Origin of the sequence: Bacillus sp. FCW2 (genome assembly GCF_021228595.1) — a bacterium.
GTDB lineage: Bacteria > Bacillota > Bacilli > Bacillales > Bacillaceae > Bacillus > Bacillus velezensis.
Genome location: NZ_CP089436.1, coordinates 511,981 through 535,784 on the forward strand (window position 1 = coordinate 511,981; position 23,804 = coordinate 535,784).

26 protein-coding genes are annotated in these 23,804 nt (G+C 46.2%); 22 read left to right on the plus strand and 4 right to left on the minus strand.

Annotated elements, in window-relative coordinates:
- Positions 1–10: 10 nt before the first annotated feature.
- The 4 genes from K3G25_RS02775 to K3G25_RS02790 all read left to right on the plus strand — a co-directional run bounded on the left by K3G25_RS02775 (position 11) and on the right by K3G25_RS02790 (position 2,759).
- Positions 11–466 (plus strand): flavodoxin, encoded by a 456-nt coding sequence (locus K3G25_RS02775; protein ID WP_007409622.1) that lies wholly within the window; start codon positions 11–13, stop codon positions 464–466.
- A gap of 81 nt (positions 467–547) precedes the next feature.
- A complete protein-coding gene (gene dapD / locus K3G25_RS02780; protein ID WP_007409623.1) occupies positions 548–1,258 on the plus strand; it encodes a 2,3,4,5-tetrahydropyridine-2,6-dicarboxylate N-acetyltransferase in 711 nt (236 codons plus the stop codon).
- A 70-nt stretch (positions 1,259–1,328) separates the two neighbouring features.
- Complete coding sequence (locus tag K3G25_RS02785) at positions 1,329–2,453, plus strand: N-acetyldiaminopimelate deacetylase (RefSeq protein ID WP_063636606.1); 1,125 nt, start codon at positions 1,329–1,331, stop codon at positions 2,451–2,453.
- 60 nt (positions 2,454–2,513) lie between these two features.
- A complete protein-coding gene (locus tag K3G25_RS02790; protein WP_003154596.1) occupies positions 2,514–2,759 on the plus strand; it encodes a YkuS family protein in 246 nt (81 codons plus the stop codon).
- A 33-nt stretch (positions 2,760–2,792) separates the two neighbouring features.
- Here K3G25_RS02790 and K3G25_RS02795 read toward each other — a convergent pair whose 3' ends face one another.
- Entirely contained in the window at positions 2,793–3,599 is an 807-nt protein-coding gene (locus K3G25_RS02795) for a mechanosensitive ion channel family protein (protein WP_021493755.1), read from the minus strand.
- Positions 3,600–3,886: 287 nt separating this feature from the next.
- Between K3G25_RS02795 and K3G25_RS02800 the strand changes: the two genes are divergently transcribed.
- Positions 3,887–4,345 (plus strand): TlpA disulfide reductase family protein, encoded by a 459-nt coding sequence (locus K3G25_RS02800; RefSeq protein ID WP_025649508.1) that lies wholly within the window; start codon positions 3,887–3,889, stop codon positions 4,343–4,345.
- A 451-nt stretch (positions 4,346–4,796) separates the two neighbouring features.
- Positions 4,797–5,393 (plus strand): transcriptional regulator Rok, encoded by a 597-nt coding sequence (gene rok, locus K3G25_RS02805; RefSeq protein WP_003154591.1) that lies wholly within the window; start codon positions 4,797–4,799, stop codon positions 5,391–5,393.
- Positions 5,394–5,413: 20 nt separating this feature from the next.
- Here the strand turns inward: rok and K3G25_RS02810 are convergent, their stop codons facing one another.
- Positions 5,414–6,406: a coiled-coil domain-containing protein gene (locus K3G25_RS02810; RefSeq protein ID WP_182072655.1), complete on the minus strand. Its 993-nt coding sequence runs from the start codon at positions 6,404–6,406 to the stop codon at positions 5,414–5,416.
- Between the two features lie 145 nt (positions 6,407–6,551).
- Here K3G25_RS02810 and K3G25_RS02815 point away from each other — a divergent pair, with 145 nt between their 5' ends.
- The 14 genes from K3G25_RS02815 (at position 6,552) to sipT (ending at position 19,337) form a co-directional block, all read left to right on the plus strand.
- Entirely contained in the window at positions 6,552–7,154 is a 603-nt protein-coding gene (locus K3G25_RS02815; RefSeq protein WP_232489576.1) for a molybdenum cofactor guanylyltransferase, read from the plus strand.
- A 51-nt stretch (positions 7,155–7,205) separates the two neighbouring features.
- Complete coding sequence (locus K3G25_RS02820; protein ID WP_007611113.1) at positions 7,206–8,225, plus strand: molybdopterin-synthase adenylyltransferase MoeB; 1,020 nt, start codon at positions 7,206–7,208, stop codon at positions 8,223–8,225.
- A gap of 17 nt (positions 8,226–8,242) precedes the next feature.
- Positions 8,243–9,535 carry a molybdopterin molybdotransferase MoeA gene (glp, locus tag K3G25_RS02825; protein WP_014417621.1) on the plus strand — a complete coding sequence of 431 codons (1,293 nt, stop codon included), beginning with the start codon at positions 8,243–8,245 and terminating at the stop codon, positions 9,533–9,535.
- Positions 9,496–10,017 carry a molybdopterin-guanine dinucleotide biosynthesis protein B gene (mobB, locus tag K3G25_RS02830; protein WP_032863763.1) on the plus strand — a complete coding sequence of 174 codons (522 nt, stop codon included), beginning with the start codon at positions 9,496–9,498 and terminating at the stop codon, positions 10,015–10,017. Before glp ends, mobB begins: the two co-directional genes overlap by 40 nt.
- On the plus strand, positions 10,018–10,488 hold the full coding sequence (locus K3G25_RS02835; RefSeq protein ID WP_007611116.1) for a molybdenum cofactor biosynthesis protein MoaE: 471 nt from the start codon (positions 10,018–10,020) through the stop codon (positions 10,486–10,488).
- On the plus strand, positions 10,485–10,718 hold the full coding sequence (gene moaD, locus K3G25_RS02840) for a molybdopterin converting factor subunit 1 (protein ID WP_014417623.1): 234 nt from the start codon (positions 10,485–10,487) through the stop codon (positions 10,716–10,718). Before K3G25_RS02835 ends, moaD begins: the two co-directional genes overlap by 4 nt.
- A gap of 323 nt (positions 10,719–11,041) precedes the next feature.
- Positions 11,042–11,740 (plus strand): YknW family membrane protein, encoded by a 699-nt coding sequence (locus K3G25_RS02845; RefSeq protein WP_015239769.1) that lies wholly within the window; start codon positions 11,042–11,044, stop codon positions 11,738–11,740.
- Position 11,741: 1 nt separating this feature from the next.
- On the plus strand, positions 11,742–12,878 hold the full coding sequence (locus tag K3G25_RS02850; RefSeq protein ID WP_021493750.1) for an efflux RND transporter periplasmic adaptor subunit: 1,137 nt from the start codon (positions 11,742–11,744) through the stop codon (positions 12,876–12,878).
- On the plus strand, positions 12,879–13,571 hold the full coding sequence (locus K3G25_RS02855) for an ABC transporter ATP-binding protein (protein ID WP_007409637.1): 693 nt from the start codon (positions 12,879–12,881) through the stop codon (positions 13,569–13,571).
- Positions 13,568–14,761, plus strand: coding sequence for an ABC transporter permease (locus tag K3G25_RS02860; RefSeq protein WP_014417626.1), 1,194 nt, complete (start codon positions 13,568–13,570; stop codon positions 14,759–14,761). The genes K3G25_RS02855 and K3G25_RS02860 overlap by 4 nt, the downstream gene beginning before the upstream one ends.
- 281 nt (positions 14,762–15,042) lie before the next feature.
- On the plus strand, positions 15,043–15,798 hold the full coding sequence (locus K3G25_RS02865; RefSeq protein ID WP_014417627.1) for a DeoR/GlpR family DNA-binding transcription regulator: 756 nt from the start codon (positions 15,043–15,045) through the stop codon (positions 15,796–15,798).
- Positions 15,795–16,706, plus strand: coding sequence for a 1-phosphofructokinase (gene pfkB, locus K3G25_RS02870; protein WP_003154572.1), 912 nt, complete (start codon positions 15,795–15,797; stop codon positions 16,704–16,706). Before K3G25_RS02865 ends, pfkB begins: the two co-directional genes overlap by 4 nt.
- Positions 16,707–16,720: 14 nt before the next feature.
- Positions 16,721–18,625, plus strand: a complete 1,905-nt coding sequence (locus K3G25_RS02875; RefSeq protein ID WP_014417629.1) for a PTS fructose transporter subunit IIABC — start codon at positions 16,721–16,723, stop codon at positions 18,623–18,625.
- A gap of 130 nt (positions 18,626–18,755) precedes the next feature.
- A complete protein-coding gene (sipT, locus tag K3G25_RS02880) occupies positions 18,756–19,337 on the plus strand; it encodes a signal peptidase I sipT (protein ID WP_071181740.1) in 582 nt (193 codons plus the stop codon).
- Positions 19,338–19,374: 37 nt separating this feature from the next.
- On the opposite strand, the gene K3G25_RS02885 is transcribed toward sipT, so the two are convergent.
- Entirely contained in the window at positions 19,375–19,644 is a 270-nt protein-coding gene (locus tag K3G25_RS02885; RefSeq protein ID WP_017417691.1) for a hypothetical protein, read from the minus strand.
- Between the two features lie 162 nt (positions 19,645–19,806).
- On the opposite strand from K3G25_RS02885, the gene K3G25_RS02890 reads away from it, so the two are divergent.
- Together K3G25_RS02890 and K3G25_RS02895 are read left to right on the plus strand one after the other, a co-directional pair.
- A complete protein-coding gene (locus K3G25_RS02890) occupies positions 19,807–21,426 on the plus strand; it encodes an ABC-F family ATP-binding cassette domain-containing protein (protein ID WP_007409642.1) in 1,620 nt (539 codons plus the stop codon).
- Positions 21,427–21,538: 112 nt separating this feature from the next.
- Positions 21,539–22,447: a ketopantoate reductase family protein gene (locus tag K3G25_RS02895; RefSeq protein WP_025649506.1), complete on the plus strand. Its 909-nt coding sequence runs from the start codon at positions 21,539–21,541 to the stop codon at positions 22,445–22,447.
- 30 nt (positions 22,448–22,477) lie between these two features.
- On the opposite strand, the gene K3G25_RS02900 is transcribed toward K3G25_RS02895, so the two are convergent.
- Positions 22,478–23,710: an aminopeptidase gene (locus K3G25_RS02900; RefSeq protein ID WP_007409644.1), complete on the minus strand. Its 1,233-nt coding sequence runs from the start codon at positions 23,708–23,710 to the stop codon at positions 22,478–22,480.
- Positions 23,711–23,804: the final 94 nt, after the last annotated feature.

Below are 23,804 nucleotides of genomic sequence, written 5' to 3' on the forward strand. Positions count from 1 at the left end.
AGAGACGAAGATGGGGAATGTATTGCTTGTTTACGCTACAATGTCAGGAAACACCGAGGCGATGGCGGATTTAATTGAAAAAGGGCTGATCGAAGCACAAGCATCCGTAGACAGATATGAAGCGATGGATATTCATGCCGAACTTTTTAATGATTACGAGTATATTTTATTAGGCACATATACGTGGGGAGACGGGGATCTTCCTGATGAAATGCTCGATATTGCTGAAGATATGGAAAACCTGGAGTTTACGGGAAAAACATTTGCTTTGTTCGGTTCCGGAGATACGTCCTATGAGTTTTTTTGCGGAGCGGTTGACGAATTGGAAAAAGTAATCACGGCCCGCGGCGGGCGGGTGGTGCTGCCGTCGGTCAAAATTGAAAACAACCCTGAGGGCAGTGAGGAAGAAGAGCTCCGGGAATTCGGAAGACAGTTTGCCGCGCTGTGCAGCCAGCCGGCAGAATAAAGGCTTGTTCCTTTTTTTCTTGTCTTTGTATCCTTCCTTTGTTACAGTAATGAGGTAGAAAATCAGAGGAGGACAATACATATGAAAATGATGGATGCAAATGAAATTATTTCATTTATTCAAAATAGTACAAAATCAACGCCTGTAAAAGTGTATGTAAAAGGCGATCTCGAAGGAATCAGCTTTGGCGATTCCGCTAAAACATTCCTGAACGGCCAATCCGGCGTCGTTTTTGGCGAGTGGGCTGAAATTAAAAGCGCAATCGAAGAAAACAAAGACAAAATTGAGGATTACGTCATTGAGAATGACCGCCGCAACTCTGCGATCCCGATGCTTGATTTAAAAGATGTTAAAGCGAGAATCGAGCCCGGCGCTATTATCCGCGACCAAGTCGAAATCGGCGACAATGCCGTTATCATGATGGGTGCGTCTATTAATATCGGTTCAGTCATCGGCGAAGGTACGATGATTGATATGAACGTTGTTCTCGGTGGGCGCGCGACTGTCGGCAAAAACTGCCACATCGGAGCGGGTTCTGTATTAGCGGGCGTTATTGAGCCGCCTAGCGCTAAGCCTGTTGTCGTGGAAGACGACGTTGTGATCGGCGCAAATGCGGTTGTGCTTGAAGGCGTAACAATCGGTAAAGGCGCGGTTGTCGCTGCGGGAGCCATCGTTGTGAACGATGTCGAACCATATACCGTTGTAGCGGGAACACCTGCGAAAAAAATCAAAGATATCGATGAAAAAACAAAAGGCAAAACAGAAATCAAACAGGAATTACGCCAGCTGTAAGGAATGGTTTGATAGAATGGGCGTGGATGATAAAATCCACGCCTTATTCTTATCTCAAGGAGGAATACATATGGAAAAAGAGCGGCTCATTGCCATCCGAAGAGATCTGCACCGCATTCCGGAGATCGGCTTTCAGGAATATAAAACCCAGCAGTACCTGCTGAATCTATTGAACCAATATCCGGAGGAAAGAATTGAAATTGAAACTTGGAGAACCGGCATCTTTGTCAAAGTCAACGGCACGGCTCCGGAAAAAATGCTCGCCTACAGAGCGGATATAGACGCTCTGTCGATTGAAGAGCAGACGGGACTTCCGTTTGCATCTGAACACCCCGGTTTTATGCACGCATGCGGCCACGATATGCACATGACCATCGCGCTCGGCATTATTGATCATTTTGTCCATCATCCCGTCAAACATGATCTGCTCTTTTTATTCCAGCCGGCTGAAGAAGGACCGGGCGGAGCGGAACCGATGCTTGAAAACGATGTGCTGAAAAAATGGACGCCGGATTTGATTACCGCTCTCCATATAGCACCTGAGCTTCCTGTAGGCACAATCTCCACCAAAAGCGGATTGCTGTTTGCCAATACGAGCGAACTCGTCATCGATCTTGAGGGGAAAGGCGGGCATGCGGCATATCCGCATACAGCAGACGACATGGTCGTTGCCGCGAGCACGCTTGTCACGCAGCTGCAAACGGTCATATCCAGAAATACGGATCCGCTTGACAGCGCTGTGATAACTGTCGGAACGATTACCGGGGGCACGGCGCAAAATATCATCGCAGAGCATGCTCATCTGGAGGGAACCATCCGGACGCTTTCCGAGGAATCAATGCGTATGGTGAAAAAGCGGATTGAAGAGCTTGTCAAAGGAATTGAAATCGGCTTCCGATGCAAAGGAAAAGTCACGTATCCGTCCGTTTATCATCAAGTTTATAATACAAGCGGCCTGACCGAAGAATTTATGCAATTTGTCAGCGATCATCAGCTTGCTGACGTGAAAACGGCGAAAGAAGCGATGACCGGAGAAGATTTCGGATATATGCTGAAAAAATATCCCGGCTTTATGTTCTGGCTGGGGGCCGATTCATCCCACGGGCTTCATCACGCAAAGCTGAACCCGGATGAAGATGCGATGGAAACCGCGGTAAATGTCATGGTCGGATATTTTTCGAAGTATGCCAATTAAATCCGAAAAGAAGAATAATCTAACAAAAATTGAGCATTCTACATAACGGAGGTGTTCAATATGACGAAAAAAATTGGAATTGAACAATCTTTATCGGATGTAGAACAGGCGTTAAAACAAAAAGGATATGACGTAGTGATGATGAAGACTCCTGAGGATGCGAAGAATTGTGACTGCTGTGTCGTAACCGGACTTGACAGCAATGTCCAAGGAATTGCCGATACGTCAACTCAGGCTCCCGTCATTACGGCTTCCGGAATGACCGCCGACGAAATCTGCAGCGAAGTGGAAAAAAAATTTCATTAAAAAGAAAAAACCGAAGCTTACGCTTCGGTTTTTCTATTCGGCGGAAGCAGCGTTTTTAAAACGGTCGAGCGCGATTTTCATTTCTCTCCGCAGTACGCGTTCAACCCGCCATTGCTCCATATTTTCTGTTTTGGCAATGATTCTGAGCACCATTTCTGACGAGCTTAAATCCTGAACCCCGATGACGTCCGGCCCTTCCTTAATCTGCGGGAGCTCAGCGGCTGCTTTGTCACACGCGGTTTGCAGGATTTGAATGGTTTCATCAAGATTTTTTTCAAGCGGCACTTTAATATCGACAAGCGCCTGCATCGTTCCGCGGGAATGGTTGCTCACATTCGTAATGCCCCGGTTGGGAAGATAGTGAAGCGTGCCGTCAAAGCTCCGGATTTGCGTCGTACGGAGACCGACCTGCTCGACAATGCCGCTGTAGCCGGCAACCGTAATATAATCACCGACGTCGATCTGTTTTTCCAAAAGGATAAAAAATCCGGTGACGATGTCACTGACAAGCCCCTGAGCCCCGAAGCCGACTGCGAGACCGACCACGCCGGCGCCGGCAATGAGAGCGCTCGGATTGTAGTGAAATAAATCCAAAATCATTACGATAAAAACGAAAATCAGGATGTATCCATATACATTAAGCGCGAGGCTTCGCAAAGTATAAGCGCGGCCTGTAGAGAGGTTGTTTTGTTGCTCGAATTTCTGAAACAGATGCTTGATCAGCTTTTTTCCTGCCGTCCGGAAAATAAAATACGCTAAAATAATGAGAGCCAGCTTTATGATGAAAATCCCGGCAGATGTGAGAAGCCCGGCCCAATCAAAGTGTTTTAGATCAATCATAGTGATGTCTTCCTTTCAAGTCTATTGCGGAAAAAGCTAAAAGTGATATACCCGTTTTTAAAATAAAATAAACCTTTTAATAGAAATCAGTTATTTCATTTATGATTTGTTCATATTGCCCGGTTTCAATATCATCATTTTTGTGAAGATATGAACTAAGGAATCGCCACACTCATTTTAACATGGTGATTCAGCCAAATCATATCCTTTGGAGGGAAAACAGGAGAACGTTGCCCGGCGGACTGAAAGCCCCGGCAAAAAACCTTTTTCGTAAGGAGGGAAATAAGATGAAATTACGTCAGCAAATGCCTGAATTGACAGGCGCTAAAGCATGGATTAACAGAGAAGTCACGAAGGAACAGCTGGTCGGCGGAAAGCCGGCACTGATTCACTTCTGGTCCGCCAGCTGCCGCATGTGTAAAGAAGCGATGCCTGAGGTGAACGGGTTTCGTGATAAATATAAAGATCAGCTGAATGTGGTGGCCGTTCACATGCCCCGTTCCGAAGACGATCTTGATCTTGAGAAAATCAAGAAAACAGCGGCTGAACACGATATCTCTCAGCCGATTTACGTCGACAGCGATCATACGCTGACTGAAGCATTTGAAAATGAGTATGTGCCGGCTTATTACGTTTTTGATAAAAGCGGACAGCTCCGCCATTTTCAAGCGGGAGGAAGCGGGATGAAAATGCTTGAAAAACGCGTCAGCCGAGTACTTTCAGAAACGGAGCAGGCTTCTCAGTAATCGGGACAATCTCCGTCGGACTATTGTCTCGGTTCCGCAAACCCTTTGCCGTTTAGGTAACAGGGTTTTTTTGTGCCTATTGGATAAAAAATACCAATATGACATGTGTGGCTTAAAAAATAAGAGAAACAGCCGTAAACACGCTGTACCGCTTGTTTTATCCATATCATTATCTTTTACATATTATAGTCGAAAATTGTAGATATCACGCTAATTTTCATTAAACAAGTAATTTCAAGTTATATTTTGAAATGGTTGAATAAATTGGAACTTTGTCCAGAATCCCCTATATGATAAGGATTTTTGTATATAAAGTACCATTTTCAGAAAATAAGCAATTTTTCATAGAGTAAATAAAATAGTAAAATGATAAAATAATAGTTGATAAAATTACTTTTGTAATCTAATATCTTAATAAAAGCGTTTAAATTTTTGACAGGGGGTTTTACACATGTTTAATGAAAGAGAAGCGCTGCGCTTACGTTTAGAACAATTGAACGAAGCAGAGGTAAAAGTCATTCGTGAATATCAAATAGAACGTGATAAAATATATGCAAAACTGAGAGAATTAGACAATACAGGCAGCCTGTCCGATACAAAAAAAGAGTTTCGTCCGGAGAAAAAAAGTGACTCTCTCCCGGTGCTTGCAGAGCTTGCGGCACAGGAAATGAGAAGCTATCAAAAGCCGCAGACACAGCCTCAATCCTCCCAGCCGCAGATGCAGTCTATTACGTCTCTTCCCGCCGGCATTCCAGACGGTTCTACAAGAAGAAGAAGAGGGACGGCGAGACCGGGATCAAAAGCGGCAAAACTGCGCGAAGCAGCGATTAAAACGTTGAAACGCCACAATGCAGCGATCAAAAGTTCCGAACTGCAAAAGGAAATTGAAAAGGAAAGCGGCCTTGAAATTCCTAATATGACAACATTTATGCAAAGCTTAATTAAAATGTATCCGGAAGTGAAAAAACCATACCGCGGCCAATATATTCTTGAGGGAGAAATTTCTCAGGAAACAGCAGAAACGGCAAATGATACGGCTGCTGAATAAAACAGTAAAAACTGCTTGCGTTACTCAAGCAGTTTTTTTGCGTTTTCCCGCTTATTCTGCGGAAGTGACGCATCTTTTCCCGGCTTTTTTTCAAGCTTGACGACATATTTTTGGAAAGGCTTTTCGCCGTCAGCACGTTCTTTCAACGCATCCAGTTTTTCATCAAACGACTGATTGCGGGACTCTGATTGTACAAATTGTTTTTGCAGGGAGATGACTTGTTCGGTAACGGCTTTAAGCAAGTCTTCTGCCTGAACAGTCTCTTTGGAAACAGAAGGGATTTCCAGAGCTTGTTCCGCCGGTTCCGCCGTGCGGCTGTCAATATCAGCAAAATGGCCGGCAATCCAAGCATCACTTTCGTCCAGCTGGCGTTTATACGAAAGAATGGTTTCTTGAAATAACTTTTCTTTCGTTTTTTCTATTTCTACAAGCCGTTCTTTTGTTTCTAGTATTCGATCTCTCATATGATTAATTTCTATTTTAATATGTTTGAGCTGGTATTCTTTTTCTATCATTTGTGTTTGGAGCCGGGTATTTTCGTCTGCAGCGGCATGATAACGCTGTTTCATATCTTCGTGAGAAGTCCGTTCAGTTTGAATGGCGGTCTCAAGTGAGCGGATGCGGGTATGTAAGTTTTTATTTTCTTCTTCAAATTTTACATTTGTAAGATGCAGACGGTGCTTTTCTTCCATCTCATTTTTTCGCCGAAACGTTTCCTGCTGAAGCAGTTCTTGCAGAATGACGATTTTATCGAGCAGCCCGGCTCTGATTTCCTGCAAAGAACGTTCCGTGTCACTTGTCTGTTTGTGTTTTTGAGCCATGGCTTCCAATTCGTCAGAAAGCTTGTGAAGCCGCTCTTTAATATTGGCGTTTTCCTCCTGAAGCTTATTATTTTTCTGATGGAAGTAGCTTGCTTCAAATTCTGAAATTAATTTTCTGCATCTGGAAAGTTCGGATTTCAAGTAAAGGTTCTCTTGAGAAGTGTCGTGGAAAAACGGACCGGATATTTTCATAAGAACCATCTCCCTCATGATGTTAACACTACAATATGGGAAAGGATCAACGGCTATTCCTCTTAATTAAACAGACAAGCACCGTAATATTGTATTTCGGCTGAGGCGTTTGCTATGCTTTTATATAGAATGGGAGAGAGATGACATGAAATGGGTGAATGTAATATTAGCGGGGGGAGCTTCCCGAAGATTCGGAGAACCGAAAGCTTTTGCAAAGTGGAAGGGCGGCATGTTTTATGAACAGGCGAAAAAAGCCTTCGGCGGCGGAGAAACGGTGATTATCAGCCGCCCTGAGCATATAAAAAAGTTCTTATCAAACAGGGAGCGGCATGTTTTTGCCGATGAGCCGCGGTTTCGGGGAATGGGCCCGCTGGCCGGCATCTATACGGCAATGAAACAAACGGAAGGCGAAACATACACGGTCATATCCTGTGACACGCCGCTCGTGACAAGAAAGACGATGGCTGCGCTTGAAATGAAGCTGACCGGAAATCTGGACGCTGTCATACCGGTTTGTGAAAACAGAGAGCAGCCCCTCTTGGCGGTTTACCATAAACGGGTGCAGGATGTGCTTTTTGATCAGCTGACACAAAACAAACTGAAAATGACAGACACGCTGAAACGGCTGTCTGTCTGTTATGTGCAGGCTGAAGACATCGGCGCCGGGCCGGAGGAGTTCGCTAATATCAACACACGGGACGATTACACCAGACTTTTGGCGCATGTCGAGTCTTCAAATCAGGACTGATCGGGAAGAAACATGGTATGATGGAAATAAAAATGCAAGGGGACAACACAGATGGAAGAGCGCTATTCGCGGCAGACAAGATTTAAGCCGATAGGGGAAAAAGGGCAGCAGGCGCTGGCTGACAGCAGTGTCCTGATTGTCGGAGCCGGAGCACTCGGAACAGCCGCGGCAGAGGGCTTGGCAAGAGCCGGAGCGGGCCGTATGGCGATTATTGACCGGGATTATGTGGAATGGAGCAATTTACAAAGACAGCAGCTGTATACAGAAGAAGACGCGAGACAGCGCCTGCCGAAAGCAATGGCGGCCAAGGCGCGTCTTTTGGCGGTAAACAGTGATATACATATCGATGCTTACGCGGCGGAAGGTACGGCGGAAACGCTCGAACCGCTGATCGAACAAGCGGATTGCATCGTGGATGCGACAGATAATTTTGAAACGAGAATGGTCATCAATGATCTGGCGCTGAAAACGAAAACACCTTGGATTTACGGTGCCTGTGTCAGCAGTCAGGGAATGTGCATGACGATTATTCCGGGGGTTACGCCGTGTTTATCCTGCCTGTTTGAGCAAATGCCCGTGGGCGGAGCGACATGTGATACAGCAGGTATCATACCTCCGGCGGTTCATATCGTCTCCGCTTATCAGCAGGCTGAGGCGCTGAAATTGCTGACAGGAAATCATGCAGCGGTAAATCGGCGCTTTTTCACGTTTGACGTGTGGAATAACACCAATATGAGCATAAATGTGGATCAGATCAAACGGGATCATTGCCCTTCTTGCGGCGCGGAGCCCGTATATCCGTATCTGCAGCCTGAAAACAGGCCGAAAGCAAGCGTGCTGTGCGGAAGAGACACCGTTCAAATCAGATCGGAAGCCTTAAAGAGGCTGGATAAAGAAGAGCTTGTCAAACGTCTGAAGCAGATCGGTAAAGTGGAAGCAAATGAATTTCTGCTGCACATGGCGTATGAGCGCTTCAGAATCGTTATTTTTCAGGATGGACGGGCTCTGATTCACGGTACAAACGATATAAAAGAAGCAAATTCAGTTCTGGCCAGGGTGATCGGACTGTAGGAAGGGGAGATATTGCTATGCTTGAAAAAAGAACGCCGATTCAGGTGGACGAAGCAGTCCGCCGGGTGAGCCGGTATAAAAAACAGGGGGATACCGAATGGGTGGCGCTTGAGGACAGTCTCCACCGCTATTTGGCGGAGGATGTTAAGGCGGATCATGATGTGCCGGCCTTTAACCGTTCCCCGTATGACGGGTTTGCCATCAGGGCGAGCGATTCAAAAACGGCTTCCCGTGACAATGCCGTCACCTTTGAAGTCATTGACCATATCGGAGCCGGCGCCGTGTCAGAAAAAGAACTCGGGCCTTATGAAGCGGTCCGCATTATGACGGGGGCGCAGATTCCAAAAGGCGCGGATGCCGTAGTGATGCTTGAGCTGACAAAAACGTTTTCTGAAAACGGGACGAATTACATGTCAGTGAAACGCCCTTTTCATGCGGGTGATAATATTTCATATCAAGGAGAAGATGCGAAAAAGGGCAGCTCGCTATTAAAAAAAGGGACGAAAATCACGCCGGGCGTAACCGCTCTTTTAGCAACCTTCGGCTATGCTTCCGTTCCCGTGGTCAGAAAGCCGGTTGTCGGCATTATCGCAACGGGAACCGAGCTTCTTCATGTCAGCGATCCGCTTGAGCCGGGGAAAATCCGCAACAGCAACGCTGCCATGGTGTATGCCCAGGTCATTGAAGCGGGCGCGGTACCGCTGAACTTAGGGAAAATTTCCGATGATTTTGATGACAGCTATGCTGCGGTGAAGGAAGCTATGAAAAAAGTTGATTTTCTGATCACGACCGGCGGCGTGTCAGTCGGCGATTTTGATTTTCTTCCAGACATTTATAATAAGCTCGGAGCGGAAGTTCTTTTTAACAAAGTGGCAATGCGCCCGGGGAGCGTGACAACTGTCGCCCGGGCCGATGACATGCTGCTGTTCGGCCTTTCAGGCAATCCGTCCGCATGTTATGTCGGATTCACCCTGTTTGTCAAACCGATGATTCAGACGTGGCTTTTGAATGAAAAACCTCATTCCGGATGGGCGGAAGCCGTGTTAACAAACGACTTTCCGAAGCCGAATCCGTTTACGAGATTTGTGAGGGCATTTGTTTATCATAAGGACGGAAAGATGATGGCGTCACCGGTCGGTCTCGACAAATCAAGCTCAGTCACATCTCTAGCCGAAGCAAACGCGTTTATCCTTCTGCCGGGAGGAACGAGGGGGTATGAAGCGGGCCGGACGGTTCACGTGCTCCTCATCCGTGATGAGAATGGAAGTGAATGGCCGTGGTCAATTCTTTCCCGATCGTCCAGATCGTAGGTTTTCAAAACAGCGGTAAAACAACGTTTATTGAACGTGTGCTGAAAGCGGCGCCGAAAGAGTGCGATATTGGATGTTTAAAACATCACGGACATGGCGGAGAACCGGAACCTTTTTCTGACGGAAAAGACTCGGAGCGTTTTTCAAAAGCCGGAGCCGCGGTTACGGCAGTAGAAGGGGACGGCGTCCTGCAGCTTACGGCGCGAAAAAAATGGGATCTGGCGGGTTTGATCAGTCTGTATGAATGTCTGGGAATTGACGGTCTTCTTATAGAGGGATTTAAACATGCGCCGCATCCGAAAATCATTATGATCAAAGACAGCGAAGATTGGCAAAAGCTGAAGCATTTGGAGCGCGTGATCGCGGTTATCAGCAGAAATACGGAGCATATGCCGGCAGATGCAGGCATGCCCGTATTCCATGCGGACGATCCGGCTGCCATTATGTTTGTGCTTTCGCAGCTGAAAGGGGAATCAGCATAAATGGAACGTTTTCAAATTACAAGGGAACCTATCATTGCGGAAAATATCGTAAAAAAAGTTGAAAAGCGTGAAGCCGGCGCCATCACAACGTTTATCGGCACGGTCAGAGAGTGGACTGCCGGGCGGCGGACGGTGCGGCTCGAATATGAAGCGTATGAACCGATGGCTGTTCAAATGCTTTCTCAAATCGGCGATGAAATCAGTGCGAAATGGGAAGGAGCCGAAGCTGCAATCACTCACCGTGTCGGCGTCCTTGATATCGGAGAAGCAGCGGTCGTAATCGCCGTGTCTTCACCGCACAGAAAGGCGGCATATGAGGCGAATGAATATGCAATTGAACGGATAAAACAGATTGTGCCGATATGGAAAAAAGAAATCTGGGAAGACGGCGAAGAATGGATAGGCGATCAGCTGGAAACAACGCCCTATCCGAACGGAAAACCGGATTTGGATAAAGGGGAATCGCGATGATTAAAGTATTATTGTTTGCCGGGCTTGCGGAGCAGGCGGGAACACCGGTCATTGAACTTGAAGAAAAAGAGACGGCGGCGTCTGCTGTAAAAACACTGTTAAAGGAACGGTACGGACTTCAGACGATTGACAATGCCATGATCGCAATCAATGAAACATATGTAAAAGACAACAGCATCGTAACAGAAGGTGATACCATTGCCTTTATCCCTCCTGTAAGCGGAGGGTGAAAAAAGAGCCGGATGAGCATCATTGCCATCCGGCTTTTTTGTATATAGGAGCTGAATTCCAGAGAATATCTAAATGGGATTTAAAGGGATTTGTGATTGAGGCGGTTTTGATTAGATGAATAGGCTGAAGACAGTGCCTTCACAAGGCTTTGAGCCTCCCGTCATACCGGTCTGACAATACTTTTTTTTACATAATTATGGAACGTAAAGCTGAGAATTTGTGTTACAATTTAGCATAAATACGCAAACGGCAAAAAAATTGAAACTTCTCTCAGCCTAAAGCGTACGTATAAACAGAATAATACATAGGAGGCATCAGCAATATGGAACCAAACCTGGAAAAAGGCAATACGGCAGTAACGGAAAAGCCGTCAATTTTCGGCGTCATTACAAGTCCTGTTGTGCAGTTTAAAAGATTAAAAGAAAAGCCGGTCATCGGCATTCCTCTCCTGATTGTCATCATTCTCATCGCGGCCGGCAGTATTTTGCGCGGACTGGGGATGAATTATGAAGAAGTGCTGAACAGCCCATCTCTTGACGGTTTGACGGATGATCAGATTGAAATGACCAAAACCTTCGCTAAATTCGGCACGATGTTCGGAGGAATCTTCGGGGGCATTATCGCTCTGTTTATCGTTCCGCTCATTTACTGGCTGTGCGTCAAAATTTCAGGCGGCGTGACAACTTACAAAAAAATGCTCTCACTCAGCCTGTTTACGGCATTCATTACCAATATCGGCTTAGCTATTAACGGTCTTGTTACTTATTTTACCGGTGCGGGCTCACTGTACGCCGTTACATCTTTGGCGAGTGTCATACCGGCCGGAGACGGCGTCGCGGTCTTTTTAAGCGCGTTCGACATTTTCAGCATCTGGAGCTATATTCTGCTCGCTTTGGGACTTCGCTATACAGGCGGCATTTCGAAAAAAGCGGCCTGGACTTCCGCGATTGTCCTGTTTGTTATTATGCTTTTGGTTTCGGCAGTCGGAGGACTGTTAAGTTCAGTGACAGCAGGTGTATAACATGAAAAAAATTTGGATCGGAATCGGCATCGCCGTAATTGTTGCAGTATTCATCGGTATCAATATTTATAAGTCTGCCGCTCCCGCGGGCGGCAGCGCCGGGAAAAAAATCGAAACCGGAACCATGGAAAACAGAGAAATCTCCTCTACGGTTATGGTTCCGGGAACACTTAAATTCTCTAAAGAACAGTATGTTTTTTATGAAGCGGATAAAGGAACTCTTGATAAAGTGAAAGTAAAAGAAGGCGACAAAGTAAAAAAAGGGTCGTCGTTAGTCACGTATACAAATGAGCAGCTCAATCTTGATAAAGAACAAAATGAGTTGACAGAACAATCAAAACGGATGCAAATCGAACAAGTTGAAGAAAAACTCAGAGCATTAAACAGCAAGGAACAAGATCTGGAAAAACAAGTGGGAGAAGCGGAAGCCCAAAAACAAATTGAATCCGAACGGACTGATCTGCAGCTTCAGCAAAAAACGGCGGAAATCGAATTAAAGCAATCTGATTTGCAAAAGCAGTCTCTTGAAAATCAAGTGGCGAATCTCAATGTTAAGAGTGAGATGGACGGGACGGTTATCTCGGTAAATCAAGAAGCGGCTTCTAAAAAATCGGATATTCAAGAACCGGTTATACATATAGGAGACCCGGAACACCTGATCGTTGCCGGCAATTTGTCCGAATACGATACGCTGAAAGTGAAAAAGGGCCAAAGCGTTACGATTACCTCAGACGCCATCCCCGGTAAAACGTGGAAAGGGAGAGTGGCGGCTGTCGGACTCGTTCCTGATCAAAAGTCAAGCGCTGCTTCGGGGGAAAGCACGGAACAGGCCGTGCAGTATCCGTTTCAGGTTAAGCTGATCGGAAACCTTCCGGAGGGCAAGCCGGGGTTTAAATTAATTATGAACATTGAAACCGACAAACGGAAAGCCGATACGCTGCCGTCCTCCGCGGTCAAAAAAGACGGAGATGAGCACTGGGTCTTTACGGTAAAAGACGGGAAGGCCAAACGCGTGAAAGTTAAAGTCGGTGATACCGCAAATCAGCTTACGGAGATAAAAGAGGGGCTTTCAAAGGATGATAAAGTCATTCTGAATCCGGCTGACGGTTTGACTGACGGAACGGATGTGAAAGCATAGATGATTCAGCTTTCAAAGGTGAAAAAAAGTTATCAGATCGGCAAGGAGACGTTTGATGTTCTTCGTTCAATCGACCTGACGATTGAAGAAGGAGAATATGTGTCAATTATGGGACCGTCGGGATCGGGAAAATCTACGATCATGAATATCATCGGCTGTCTGGACAGACCGACGTCCGGCAGTTACAGGCTTGCGGGCGAAGATGTTTCTTCATGTACCGAAAAAGAGCTTGCGGCGGTCCGGAACAAATCAATCGGATTTGTCTTTCAGCAATTTCAGCTGCTGCCGCGATTGAATGCAAGAAAAAATGTCGAACTCCCCATGATCTACGCCGGTATCGGCAAAAAAGAGCGTGAGGAACGGGCTGAGCATGCGCTGGAAAAAGTCGGTTTGGCGGATCGGATGCGTCACATGCCGAATGAGCTGTCAGGCGGCCAGAAGCAGCGTGTCGCGATTGCAAGAGCCATCGTGAACGAACCGAAGCTCATTTTAGCTGATGAACCGACCGGCGCGCTGGATACGAAAACAAGCATTTCTATTATGGAGCAGTTCACAGAGCTTAATGCAGAGGGCGTGACCGTGGTGCTTGTCACTCATGAGCCTGAAGTGGCGGACTGTACAAACAGAGTGATTTTCGTCCGTGACGGCATGATCGTTTCCCGCGATGCTGAGCAGAGGAGAGTGGGAGAATGAGCCTGTTAGAAAATCTCCGGATGGCCCTCAGTTCCGTAAGAGCTCACAAGCTGAGATCGATTCTGACGATGCTCGGAATCATTATCGGCGTCGGTTCAGTAATTGTTGTTGTGGCTGTCGGCCAGGGCGGAGAGCAAATGCTGAAGCAATCCATCAGCGGGCCGGGCAATACGATTGAATTGTTTTACCTTCCGAGTGATGAAGAATTAACAGCCAATCCGAACGCCTTACAGGAAGCGAGTTTTACAGAAGAAGATATTAATGGATTAAAAGGAGTGGACGGCGTAAAGCAGGTTGTCGCTTCCGCGGTAAAATCCATGACGGCCCGTTACCATGAAGAAGACACGGATATTACGTTGAACGGCATTAACAGCGGCTACATGGACGTAAAAAAGCTGGACGTTCAAGATGGACGGACATTTACGGACAATGATTTTCTTTCCGGGAAAAGAGCAGGAATCATCTCGAAAAAAATGGCTGAAAAGCTGTTCGGGAAAACGTCTCCGCTCGGAAAAATCGTCTGGGCCGGCGGACAGCCCGTTGAAGTAATCGGCGTACTGAAAGAAGAGAGCGGTTTTTTATCGTTAGGACTCAGTGAAATGTATGTGCCGTTCAACATGCTGAAAACGTCTTTCGGTACTAACGACTACAGCAACGTTTCCGTTCAGACGGAGTCCGCTGATCAAATCAAAACAACAGGAAAAGAAGCGGCCCGTCTCTTAAATGACAATCACGGTACAAAAGAGGCCTATCAAGTCATGAATATGGAAGAAATCGCGGCGGGAATCGGTCAGGTCACGACCGTCATGACGACGATCATCGGTTCGATCGCCGGTATTTCTCTCATTGTCGGCGGGATCGGGGTCATGAATATTATGCTCGTATCAGTGACGGAACGGACAAGAGAAATCGGCATCCGCAAATCGCTCGGTGCCACGAGAGGACAGATTCTGACACAATTCTTAATTGAATCTGTTGTGCTTACATTAATCGGCGGCTTAATCGGAATCGGTCTCGGCTACGGGGGAGCATCACTCGTTTCCCTTATCGCAGGCTGGCCGTCGCTCGTTTCCTGGCAGGTGGTTTGTATCGGCGTGCTGTTCAGTATGCTGATCGGTGTCATTTTCGGCATGCTGCCCGCCAACAAAGCATCACGCTTAGATCCGATTGAAGCATTAAGGTATGAATAACCGGCACCCCATGCAGTCTGCATGGGGTTTTTTGTGTTTTAATGATTGAATGAATATAATAGACTTTTTTCATTTATGATAAAAAGAAAATGTCATACAATTGTCCCCCTTTTTGTCGAATTTACAGTTTACAAACCCTATGTACATACGTTAATATGAACAAATGTGAAAGATTTTGATAGTTATTGAATGAATTTGAGTGATTTTAGTTGCTTGAAGTAAAAAAAGCGTTTACAATTATCTTGCAGCCGAAATGAATACGTTTTCAAAGGAGGCGGAATATGCTTACTCCTGAAAGGTATCAGCTGATTATGGATCAGATTGAAAAGCGAGATGTGGTGAAGATTCAAGAGCTGATAAGCATGACAAACGCTTCTGAATCAACGATCAGAAGAGATTTATCAACACTTGAAGAGCGCGGGTTTTTAAAGCGCGTTCACGGCGGGGCGTCTAAACTTTCCAACAGCAGGCAAGAACCCGATATGCTTGAAAAATCCTCCAAAAACCTTCAAGATAAACTGAAGATCGCTGAAGAAGCGGCATCTTTATTAGAAGAAGGTGACTGTATTTACCTCGATGCGGGAACAACTACATTGCACATGATTGATTTTATAGATCATACAAAGGACATTGTGGTTGTCACAAACGGAGTTATGCATATCGACGCTTTAATAAGGAAAGGGATTCCTTTTTATCTTCTCGGAGGATATGTGAAGCATAGAACAGGTGCGATGATCGGCGGCGCCTCATTAACGGCGGTCAGCCAGTACCGTTTTGACAAAAGCTTTCTCGGGGTGAACGGCGTGCACATTGAAGCCGGCTTTACAACACCCGATCCGGATGAGGCTCTTCTGAAGACAAAGGCTGTGAGACAGGCGAAAAATGCGTATGTTTTAGCCGATCCTTCTAAATTCGGCGAGATTTCTTTCGCAGCGTTCGCCGCCTTGGGCGATGCAGCTATCATTACCACTGAAGCTGAAGAACTTGCATTCGATAATTACCAAGAAAAAACTGTCGTAAAGGTAGTGAAACCATGATTTACACTGTAACCCTCAATCCTTCTGTTGACTATATCGTTCACGTTGAAGATTTTGCCGTAGGCGGTTTAAACCGTTCCAGCTATGACACGAAGTATCCCGGCGGAAAAGGCATCAACGTTTCGAGATTACTGAAAAGACACCATGTGCCGTCAAAAGCATTGGGGTTTGTCGGCGGATTTACCGGAAATTATATCACGTCATTTTTGCAGCAGGAAGGTCTGGAAACGGCTTTTTCTGAGGTAGATGAAGACACGCGTATAAATGTAAAACTGAAAACGGGCGATGAAACGGAAATTAACGGACAGGGCCCGACGATTTCAGACGAAGTGTTCAATGCCTTTTTAGAACAGTTCTCCGCTCTGGAAGAGGGAGACATCGTCGTTTTAGCGGGAAGCATTCCTTCTTCCCTGCCGCATAACACGTATGAAAAAATTGCTGAGGCATGCAGAAAGCAGAATGCCCGGGTAGTGGTGGACATCTCCGGTGAAGCGCTGATGAAAGCGACAGAAATGAAACCGTTTTTGATGAAGCCGAATCATCATGAGCTTGGGGAAATGTTTAATACGGTCATTGATTCAGCCGAAGCTGCCGTTCCTTACGGTAAAAAATTAATTGAACAAGGCGCTGAACACGCGATTGTTTCGATGGCTGGCGACGGTGCGCTTTTATTTACGAAAGAGGCGGTTTTCCTCGCCAATGTTCCTAAAGGAAAGCTTGTCAATTCCGTAGGCGCGGGTGATTCCGTCGTCGCGGGATTCCTTGCGGGAATTTCAAAACAGCTGCCTTTGGAAGATGCGTTCCGTTTAGGAGTTGCTTCCGGAAGCGCGACGGCATTTTCTGAAGAACTCGGAACTGAAGAGTTTGTACAGCAGCTTCTTCCTGAAGTTAAAGTCACACGTCTATAGAGGAGGAAAGAAAAGTGAAGATAACTGAGCTGTTAACAAGAGATACAATTCATCTCAATATAGAAAGCAAAGAGAAAGAAAACGTTATCGATGAAATGGTGACAGTGCTTGACAAAGCCGGCAGATTAAATGACAGAGAGGCTTACAAAGCAGCCATTTTAAATCGTGAAAGCCAAAGCTCGACGGGAATCGGCGAAGGCATTGCCATTCCTCATGCGAAGACGGCGAGCGTCATTAACCCGGCCATCGCATTCGGCCGTTCAAAAGATGGTGTGGATTATGAATCATTAGACGGTCAGCCGGCACACCTGGTCTTTATGATTGCGGCAACCGAAGGAGCGAATAATACGCACCTTGAGGCATTATCAAGACTTTCAACGCTTCTTATGCGTGAGGAAATCCGCAAACAGCTTCTTGAAGCTGAATCAGAAGACGCGATCATTGACATCATCAATCAGCATGACAAAGATGACGATGAGGAAGAAGAAGAGCAGGAAGAACAGGCAGCGCCGTCAGGAAAAGGCAAAATCCTTGCCGTTACGGCATGTCCGACAGGTATCGCCCATACGTTCATGGCAGCTGACGCACTGAAGGAAAAAGCGAAAGAGCTCGGCGTTGACATTAAAGTCGAGACAAACGGCTCAAGCGGTATCAAACATAAGCTGACGGCTCAAGAAATTGAAGACGCGCCTGCGATCATCGTGGCGGCTGATAAACAGGTTGAAATGGAGCGCTTTAAAGGCAAACATGTTCTTCAAGTACCTGTAACAGCTGGTATCAGACGTCCTCAGGAACTGATTGAAAAAGCCGTTAACCAAGATGCGCCGATTTACGAGGGCAGCGGCGGCGGATCTTCCGCTTCAAATGAAGACGGCCCGAAACAGAAATCAGGCACAAGTATCGGAAGCACTTTCTATAAACACTTAATGAGCGGTGTCAGCAACATGCTGCCATTTGTCGTCGGTGGCGGAATTCTCGTTGCGATCTCATTCTTCTGGGGAATTCATTCAGCTGATCCGAAAGACCCGACATACAACACGTTTGCCGCAGCGCTGAACTTTATCGGCAGCGATAATGCGTTAAAACTGATCGTTGCCGTTCTTGCCGGATTCATCGCAATGAGTATTGCGGACCGTCCGGGATTTGCGCCGGGTATGGTCGGCGGATTTATGGCTACGCAGGCGAATGCCGGATTCTTGGGCGGACTGATTGCCGGATTCTTAGCCGGTTATGTCGTAATCCTGCTGAAAAAGCTGTTTGTCTTTATCCCTCAATCTCTTGACGGATTAAAACCTGTATTGATTTATCCGCTGCTCGGTATTTTTATCACAGGAGTTCTGATGCAATTTGTCATTAACACACCTGTAGCAGCGTTCATGAATTTCTTAACAAATTGGCTTGAAAGCCTTGGAACTGGAAACCTTGTTTTAATGGGGATTATTTTAGGCGGTATGATGGCTATCGACATGGGCGGCCCGCTCAATAAAGCGGCGTTCACTTTCGGAATTGCGATGATCGATGCCGGAAACTATGCGCCGCATGCGGCCATCATGGCGGGCGGAATGGCTCCGCCGCTTGGAATCGCACTGGCGACAACATTCTTTAAACACAAATTCTCTAAACGTGACCGTGAAGCCGGTATTACGTGCTACTTCATGGGAGCAGCTTTCGTTACAGAAGGCGCCATCCCGTTTGCAGCGGCTGATCCGCTTCGCGTCATCCCTGCAGCCGTTGTCGGTTCTGCGGTAGCTGGCGGGTTGACAGAGTTTTTCCGTGTAACGCTTCCTGCACCGCACGGAGGAATATTCGTTGCATTCATTACGAACCATCCGCTGCTTTATTTAATGAGCATCGTGATCGGAGCGATTGTAACGGCTGTTATCTTGGGAATCGTCAAAAAACCGGTTGTAGAGAAATAAGCAAAAAGCGTCCTTTACGGGCGCTTTTTTCAATCATGTACGCATAGAAGCGTTATGTATTTTGTGATGAGTTATGATAAAGTAAAGATGGTGCATGAACTGAAACAGTGATCGTCTAGGAGGAACCACGTTGACTGAAGAACAAAAACCTACTTCTGAAAAATCGGTAAAAAGAAAATCCAACACGTATTGGGAATGGGGAAAGGCCATCATTATAGCGGTCGCACTTGCGCTGTTAATCCGCCATTTCCTGTTCGAACCGTACTTAGTGGAAGGATCATCAATGTACCCGACATTACATGACGGTGAAAGGCTGTTTGTCAACAAAAGCGTCAATTATATCGGAGAAATCGAGCGGGGGGACATCGTCATTATTAACGGCGATACATCGAAAGTCCATTATGTAAAGCGGCTCATCGGAAAACCGGGAGAAACGGTGGAAATGAAAAATGACATGCTTTATATAAACGGCAAAAAAATCGCAGAACCGTACCTCGCGAGCAATAAAAAAGAAGCGAAAAAACTGGGAGTCAACCTGACGGGAGATTTCGGCCCCGTAAAGGTTCCGAAAGGCAAATACTTCGTCATGGGCGACAATCGGCTGAACTCAATGGACAGCCGGAACGGACTCGGTTTAATTGCCGAAAACCGGATCGTCGGCACCTCGAAGTTTGTGTTCTTCCCGTTTCATGATATGCGTCAGACAAAATAAAAACGCCGCGCTGCCCGATTTGGACAGCAGGCGTTTTTTATTTGGCAAACGAGGCGGCGACGGCGATGAACAATACCGTGGCCAGCACTGATCCGACAATGGCCAGAACGCTGAAAAAAAGATTCACCTGCTTCTTCTCTTTGCCGCGTTTTTCAAGCATCCGTTTTGAAAAGAGATGCGAAAACGTATAAATGAGGGCGATTCCGATGTACAAGCCGATGTCACGGGCCGTAAAGCCTGTGACGGCCAGAAAAACCCCGGTGAAGAAAATCATAAGACAGTATTCTGTGAGTGTTAAAAGCTTCAACTTGTTCCTCCGTGATGAATATGTATATATATCTATTGTATCACAGCGCTCCGGGTTTGACGCCTGCATCTTTTCAAACCCGTATATTCGCAGGGAAACATTTCTCTTCCCCTTTATTCATGGTATACTTTTAATGATGATAGACACGATGGAGGATTCTAAATGATTGCTGTAAATAATGTGAGCTTGCGTTTTGCGGATCGCAAGTTATTTGAAGATGTCAATATTAAATTTACGCCGGGCAACTGCTACGGATTAATAGGCGCAAACGGTGCCGGAAAATCAACATTTTTGAAAATTTTATCCGGTGAGCTGGAGCCGCAGACCGGCGATGTCCATATGAGCCCGGGTGAACGTCTTGCCATTCTGAAGCAGAACCACTTTGAATATGAAGACTTCGAAGTGCTGAAAGTCGTCATTATGGGACATAAACGTTTATACGAAGTTATGCAGGAAAAAGACGCGATTTATATGAAGCCTGATTTTTCAGATGAAGACGGCATCCGCGCCGCTGAGCTTGAAGGAGAGTTTGCGGAATTAAACGGATGGGAAGCTGAAAGTGAAGCCGCTATTTTGTTAAAGGGGCTGGGCATCTCTGAAGACCTGCATACGAAGAAAATGGCGGACTTAGGCGGTTCAGAAAAGGTGAAAGTGCTTTTGGCACAGGCGCTTTTCGGCAAGCCGGACGTTCTGCTGCTTGATGAACCGACCAACCACTTGGATCTGAAAGCGATTCAGTGGCTGGAAGAGTTTTTAATCAACTTTGAGAACACAGTCATCGTCGTATCCCATGACCGTCACTTTTTAAATAAAGTGTGCACGCACATCGCCGATCTTGATTTTAATAAAATTCAAGTGTACGTCGGCAACTATGATTTCTGGTATGAATCCAGCCAGCTTGCTTTAAAGCTTTCTCAGGAAGCCAACAAGAAAAAAGAAGAGCAGATTAAACAGCTTCAGGAGTTCGTGGCCAGATTCAGCGCCAACGCTTCTAAATCAAAGCAGGCGACATCAAGAAAGAAACTCCTTGATAAAATCACGCTTGATGATATCAAACCTTCATCACGCCGTTATCCTTATGTCAATTTCACGCCGGAACGCGAGATCGGAAATGACGTGCTGCGGGTTGAAGGCTTAACAAAAACGATTGACGGGGTAAAAGTGCTTGATAACGTCAGCTTTATTATGAACAGAGAAGATAAAATCGCTTTTACGGGCCGCAACGAACTTGCCGTTACGACATTGTTTAAAATCATTTCCGGGGAAATGGAAGCAGACAGCGGCACATTTAAATGGGGCGTGACCACTTCTCAGGCGTACTTCCCTAAAGACAACAGCGAGTATTTTGACGGCAGCGATGCGAACCTTGTTGACTGGCTCCGCCAATACTCGCCGCATGACCAAAGCGAAAGCTTTCTGCGCGGTTTCTTAGGACGCATGCTGTTCTCAGGAGAAGAAGTTAACAAAAAATCAAACGTCCTTTCCGGAGGAGAAAAAGTGCGCTGCATGCTTTCAAAAGCGATGCTTTCCGGCGCGAATATCTTAATTCTGGATGAACCGACCAACCACTTAGATTTGGAATCCATTACGGCGCTTAACAACGGCTTAATCAGCTTTAAAGGCGCTATGCTGTTTTCATCTCATGACCATCAGTTTGTACAGACAATTGCCAACCGCATCATTGAATTAACGCCTAAAGGCATTGTTGACAAACAAATGTCTTATGACGAATTTCTTGAAAACGCGGATGTACAGAAAAAGCTTGAAGAGCTATACGCGTAATAAAGAAGCAGGGGAGACTCTGCTTTTTTATTTATGAAAAAAGTTTTCAATCTTCTGACTTCCCGTTACAATAAATGAATACATAACTTGAAAAGATACGGAGGAATGCATCATGAAGTTTTTAATTGTCGGAGCTGGAGGAGTGGGCGGATATATCGGCGCGCGTCTTGCAGAAAAGGGAAATGACGTTACGTTTCTCGTCCGCAAGAAACGGGCGGAACAATTACAAGAAACGGGTTTGACCGTCAAAAGTGCAAAAGGTGATGTTTCAATCAAGCCGAAATTAATGATGGCGGGCGAAGAAGGAGCATTTGACGCCGTTATTATCGCTTCAAAAGCGTATTCTTTGCAGGACGTTATTCGGGATGTCAAACCGTTTGTCAAACCTTCGTCGGTCATTATTCCTTTTTTAAACGGATACAGGCACTATAACCAGCTGTTTGAAGCTTTTTCAAAACGGCAGGTGCTGGGCGGCCTCTGCTTTATTGAGAGCGCCCTTAACGACAAAGGGGACATTCTTCATACGAGCGCTGCCCACCGCTTTGTTTTCGGTGAATGGAACGGGGAACGCACAGAACGTATGAACGAGCTGGAAAACGCATTTGCAGGTGTGAAAGCGGATGTCATCATCAGCCGGGATATTGAAAAGGACATTTGGAAAAAATATATGTTTATTGCCGCGCAGGCGGGAGTGACCACTCTGTTTCAACAGCCGGTCGGACCGATTTTAGAAACAGAAGGCGGCCGCAACACGGCAAAGCGCCTCTTTGCTGAAATCGGAGCCATTTTCAAGGCTGCCGGCATCCCGAAAGATCCTGGTCTGGAAGAAGAGAGTTATCGCACATTGACAAGCATGTCTTACCATATGAAATCGTCGATGCTGAGAGATATGGAAAAGGGCAGGGTGACGGAAGGTGATCATTTACACGGATTTTTGCTTGAGAAAGCGAAAGGCTTGTCAGTTGATACACCTGTTTTGGAAACCGTCTGCGCCAACTTGCAAATGTATGAAGCGAAATAAAAAAAGGAGGCCTGATCGCCTCCTTTTTTATTAAAATGCCCAGTTTCCGTTTCTGAAGATCGGTTCTCTTTTGCCGTCCGCCGTAATGCCGTCGATATTCATATCTTTGGAACCGACCATAAAATCTACGTGTGTAATGCTTTCATTTAAGCCCTCTTTGACAAGCTCTTCCCGTGTCATTTGTTTGCCGCCCTCAATATTAAAGGCATACGCACTGCCGATCGCCAAGTGGTTAGAGGCGTTTTCATCGTACAGTGTGTTGTAAAATAAAATATTTGATTGTGAAATCGGTGAATCGTACGGCACTAAGGCCACTTCTCCGAGATAGTGTGAGCCTTCATCGGTTTCGACGATGCCTTTTAAAATCTCCTCGCCTTTTTCAGCTTTCACATCGACAATGCGGCCGTTTTCAAAGGTAAGAGTGAAGTTATCAATAATGTTGCCGCCGTAGCTCAGCGGTTTCGTGCTGGAAACCGTGCCGTTCACCCCGTCACGCTGCGGGAGGGTGAAAACCTCTTCTGTCGGCATGTTGGCCATGAATTCGTGCCCGCTCTCATTCACGCTTCCCGCGCCTGCCCATACATGTTTTTTCGGCAGTTCAATGGTTAAGTCTGTTCCTTCAGCCTGATAATGCAGGGCGCTGTAATGTTTTTTGTTCAGGTGTTCCACTTTTTCATGAAGATTTTGATCATGTTTTTTCCATGCTTCCACAGGGTTTTCTTCATTTACTCGGGTCGTTTTGAAAATTTCTTCCCATAAAAGCTGAACGGCTGTTTCTTCCGGCTGATCCGGGAACACTTTTTTCGCCCAGCCTGTTGAAGCCGCTCCGATCACCGTCCAGCTGACCTTATCTGATTGAATATATTGTCTGTATGTATGCAATGCTTTTCCGGCGGCTTTTTGGAACGCTGCAATCCGTTTGCCGTCAGTGCCTTTTAACAGGTCGGGGTCGGATGAGACGACAGAAATAAACGCAGCCCCTTTTTTCGCGAGCTCTTCTTTTCCTTTTGCTTCCCATTCAGGATACTCTTCAAACGCTTCAAACGGTGCCATCTCGTATTTTAATCTGGACAGTTCATCGTCCTGCCAATTTACGGTGACGTTTTTTGCGCCTTTTTCATAAGAATGTTTGGCAAGCAGTCTGACAAGTTCCCTAACATCAGTTGAGGCATTGATTACGACATGCTGTCCTTTTTGGACATTGACGCCGACTTCTACCGCCAGCTGAGCATATGTATGTAACTTTTCAGTAAACGAACTCATCGTTCATTCCTCCTCATCGGTTTTTCTCATCATATCAAATATCGCCTCATAAAGGAAAGAAAGGAGCACAAACGAAAAAGACACAGCTTTTGCT

Bases quoted from the DNA above. Each gene is read 5' to 3' on its own strand.
- moaD (WP_014417623.1), top strand. From the start codon at position 10,485: ATGATTAAAGTATTATTGTTTGCCGGGCTTGCGGAGCAGGCGGGAACA.
- K3G25_RS02835 (WP_007611116.1), top strand. From the start codon at position 10,018: ATGGAACGTTTTCAAATTACAAGGGAACCTATCATTGCGGAAAATATC.
- pfkB (WP_003154572.1), top strand. From the start codon at position 15,795: ATGATTTACACTGTAACCCTCAATCCTTCTGTTGACTATATCGTTCAC.
- K3G25_RS02845 (WP_015239769.1), top strand. From the start codon at position 11,042: ATGGAACCAAACCTGGAAAAAGGCAATACGGCAGTAACGGAAAAGCCG.
- K3G25_RS02860 (WP_014417626.1), top strand. From the start codon at position 13,568: ATGAGCCTGTTAGAAAATCTCCGGATGGCCCTCAGTTCCGTAAGAGCT.
- K3G25_RS02865 (WP_014417627.1), top strand. From the start codon at position 15,043: ATGCTTACTCCTGAAAGGTATCAGCTGATTATGGATCAGATTGAAAAG.
- K3G25_RS02820 (WP_007611113.1), top strand. From the start codon at position 7,206: ATGGAAGAGCGCTATTCGCGGCAGACAAGATTTAAGCCGATAGGGGAA.
- K3G25_RS02890 (WP_007409642.1), top strand. From the start codon at position 19,807: ATGATTGCTGTAAATAATGTGAGCTTGCGTTTTGCGGATCGCAAGTTA.
- K3G25_RS02850 (WP_021493750.1), top strand. From the start codon at position 11,742: ATGAAAAAAATTTGGATCGGAATCGGCATCGCCGTAATTGTTGCAGTA.
- mobB (WP_032863763.1), top strand. From the start codon at position 9,496: ATGGCCGTGGTCAATTCTTTCCCGATCGTCCAGATCGTAGGTTTTCAA.
- K3G25_RS02900 (WP_007409644.1), bottom strand. From the start codon at position 23,710: ATGAGTTCGTTTACTGAAAAGTTACATACATATGCTCAGCTGGCGGTA.
- K3G25_RS02855 (WP_007409637.1), top strand. From the start codon at position 12,879: ATGATTCAGCTTTCAAAGGTGAAAAAAAGTTATCAGATCGGCAAGGAG.
- K3G25_RS02815 (WP_232489576.1), top strand. From the start codon at position 6,552: ATGAAATGGGTGAATGTAATATTAGCGGGGGGAGCTTCCCGAAGATTC.
- K3G25_RS02790 (WP_003154596.1), top strand. From the start codon at position 2,514: ATGACGAAAAAAATTGGAATTGAACAATCTTTATCGGATGTAGAACAG.
- K3G25_RS02775 (WP_007409622.1), top strand. From the start codon at position 11: ATGGGGAATGTATTGCTTGTTTACGCTACAATGTCAGGAAACACCGAG.
- glp (WP_014417621.1), top strand. From the start codon at position 8,243: ATGCTTGAAAAAAGAACGCCGATTCAGGTGGACGAAGCAGTCCGCCGG.
- K3G25_RS02795 (WP_021493755.1), bottom strand. From the start codon at position 3,599: ATGATTGATCTAAAACACTTTGATTGGGCCGGGCTTCTCACATCTGCC.
- K3G25_RS02785 (WP_063636606.1), top strand. From the start codon at position 1,329: ATGGAAAAAGAGCGGCTCATTGCCATCCGAAGAGATCTGCACCGCATT.
- dapD (WP_007409623.1), top strand. From the start codon at position 548: ATGAAAATGATGGATGCAAATGAAATTATTTCATTTATTCAAAATAGT.
- K3G25_RS02800 (WP_025649508.1), top strand. From the start codon at position 3,887: ATGAAATTACGTCAGCAAATGCCTGAATTGACAGGCGCTAAAGCATGG.
- rok (WP_003154591.1), top strand. From the start codon at position 4,797: ATGTTTAATGAAAGAGAAGCGCTGCGCTTACGTTTAGAACAATTGAAC.
- K3G25_RS02895 (WP_025649506.1), top strand. From the start codon at position 21,539: ATGAAGTTTTTAATTGTCGGAGCTGGAGGAGTGGGCGGATATATCGGC.
- K3G25_RS02810 (WP_182072655.1), bottom strand. From the start codon at position 6,406: ATGAAAATATCCGGTCCGTTTTTCCACGACACTTCTCAAGAGAACCTT.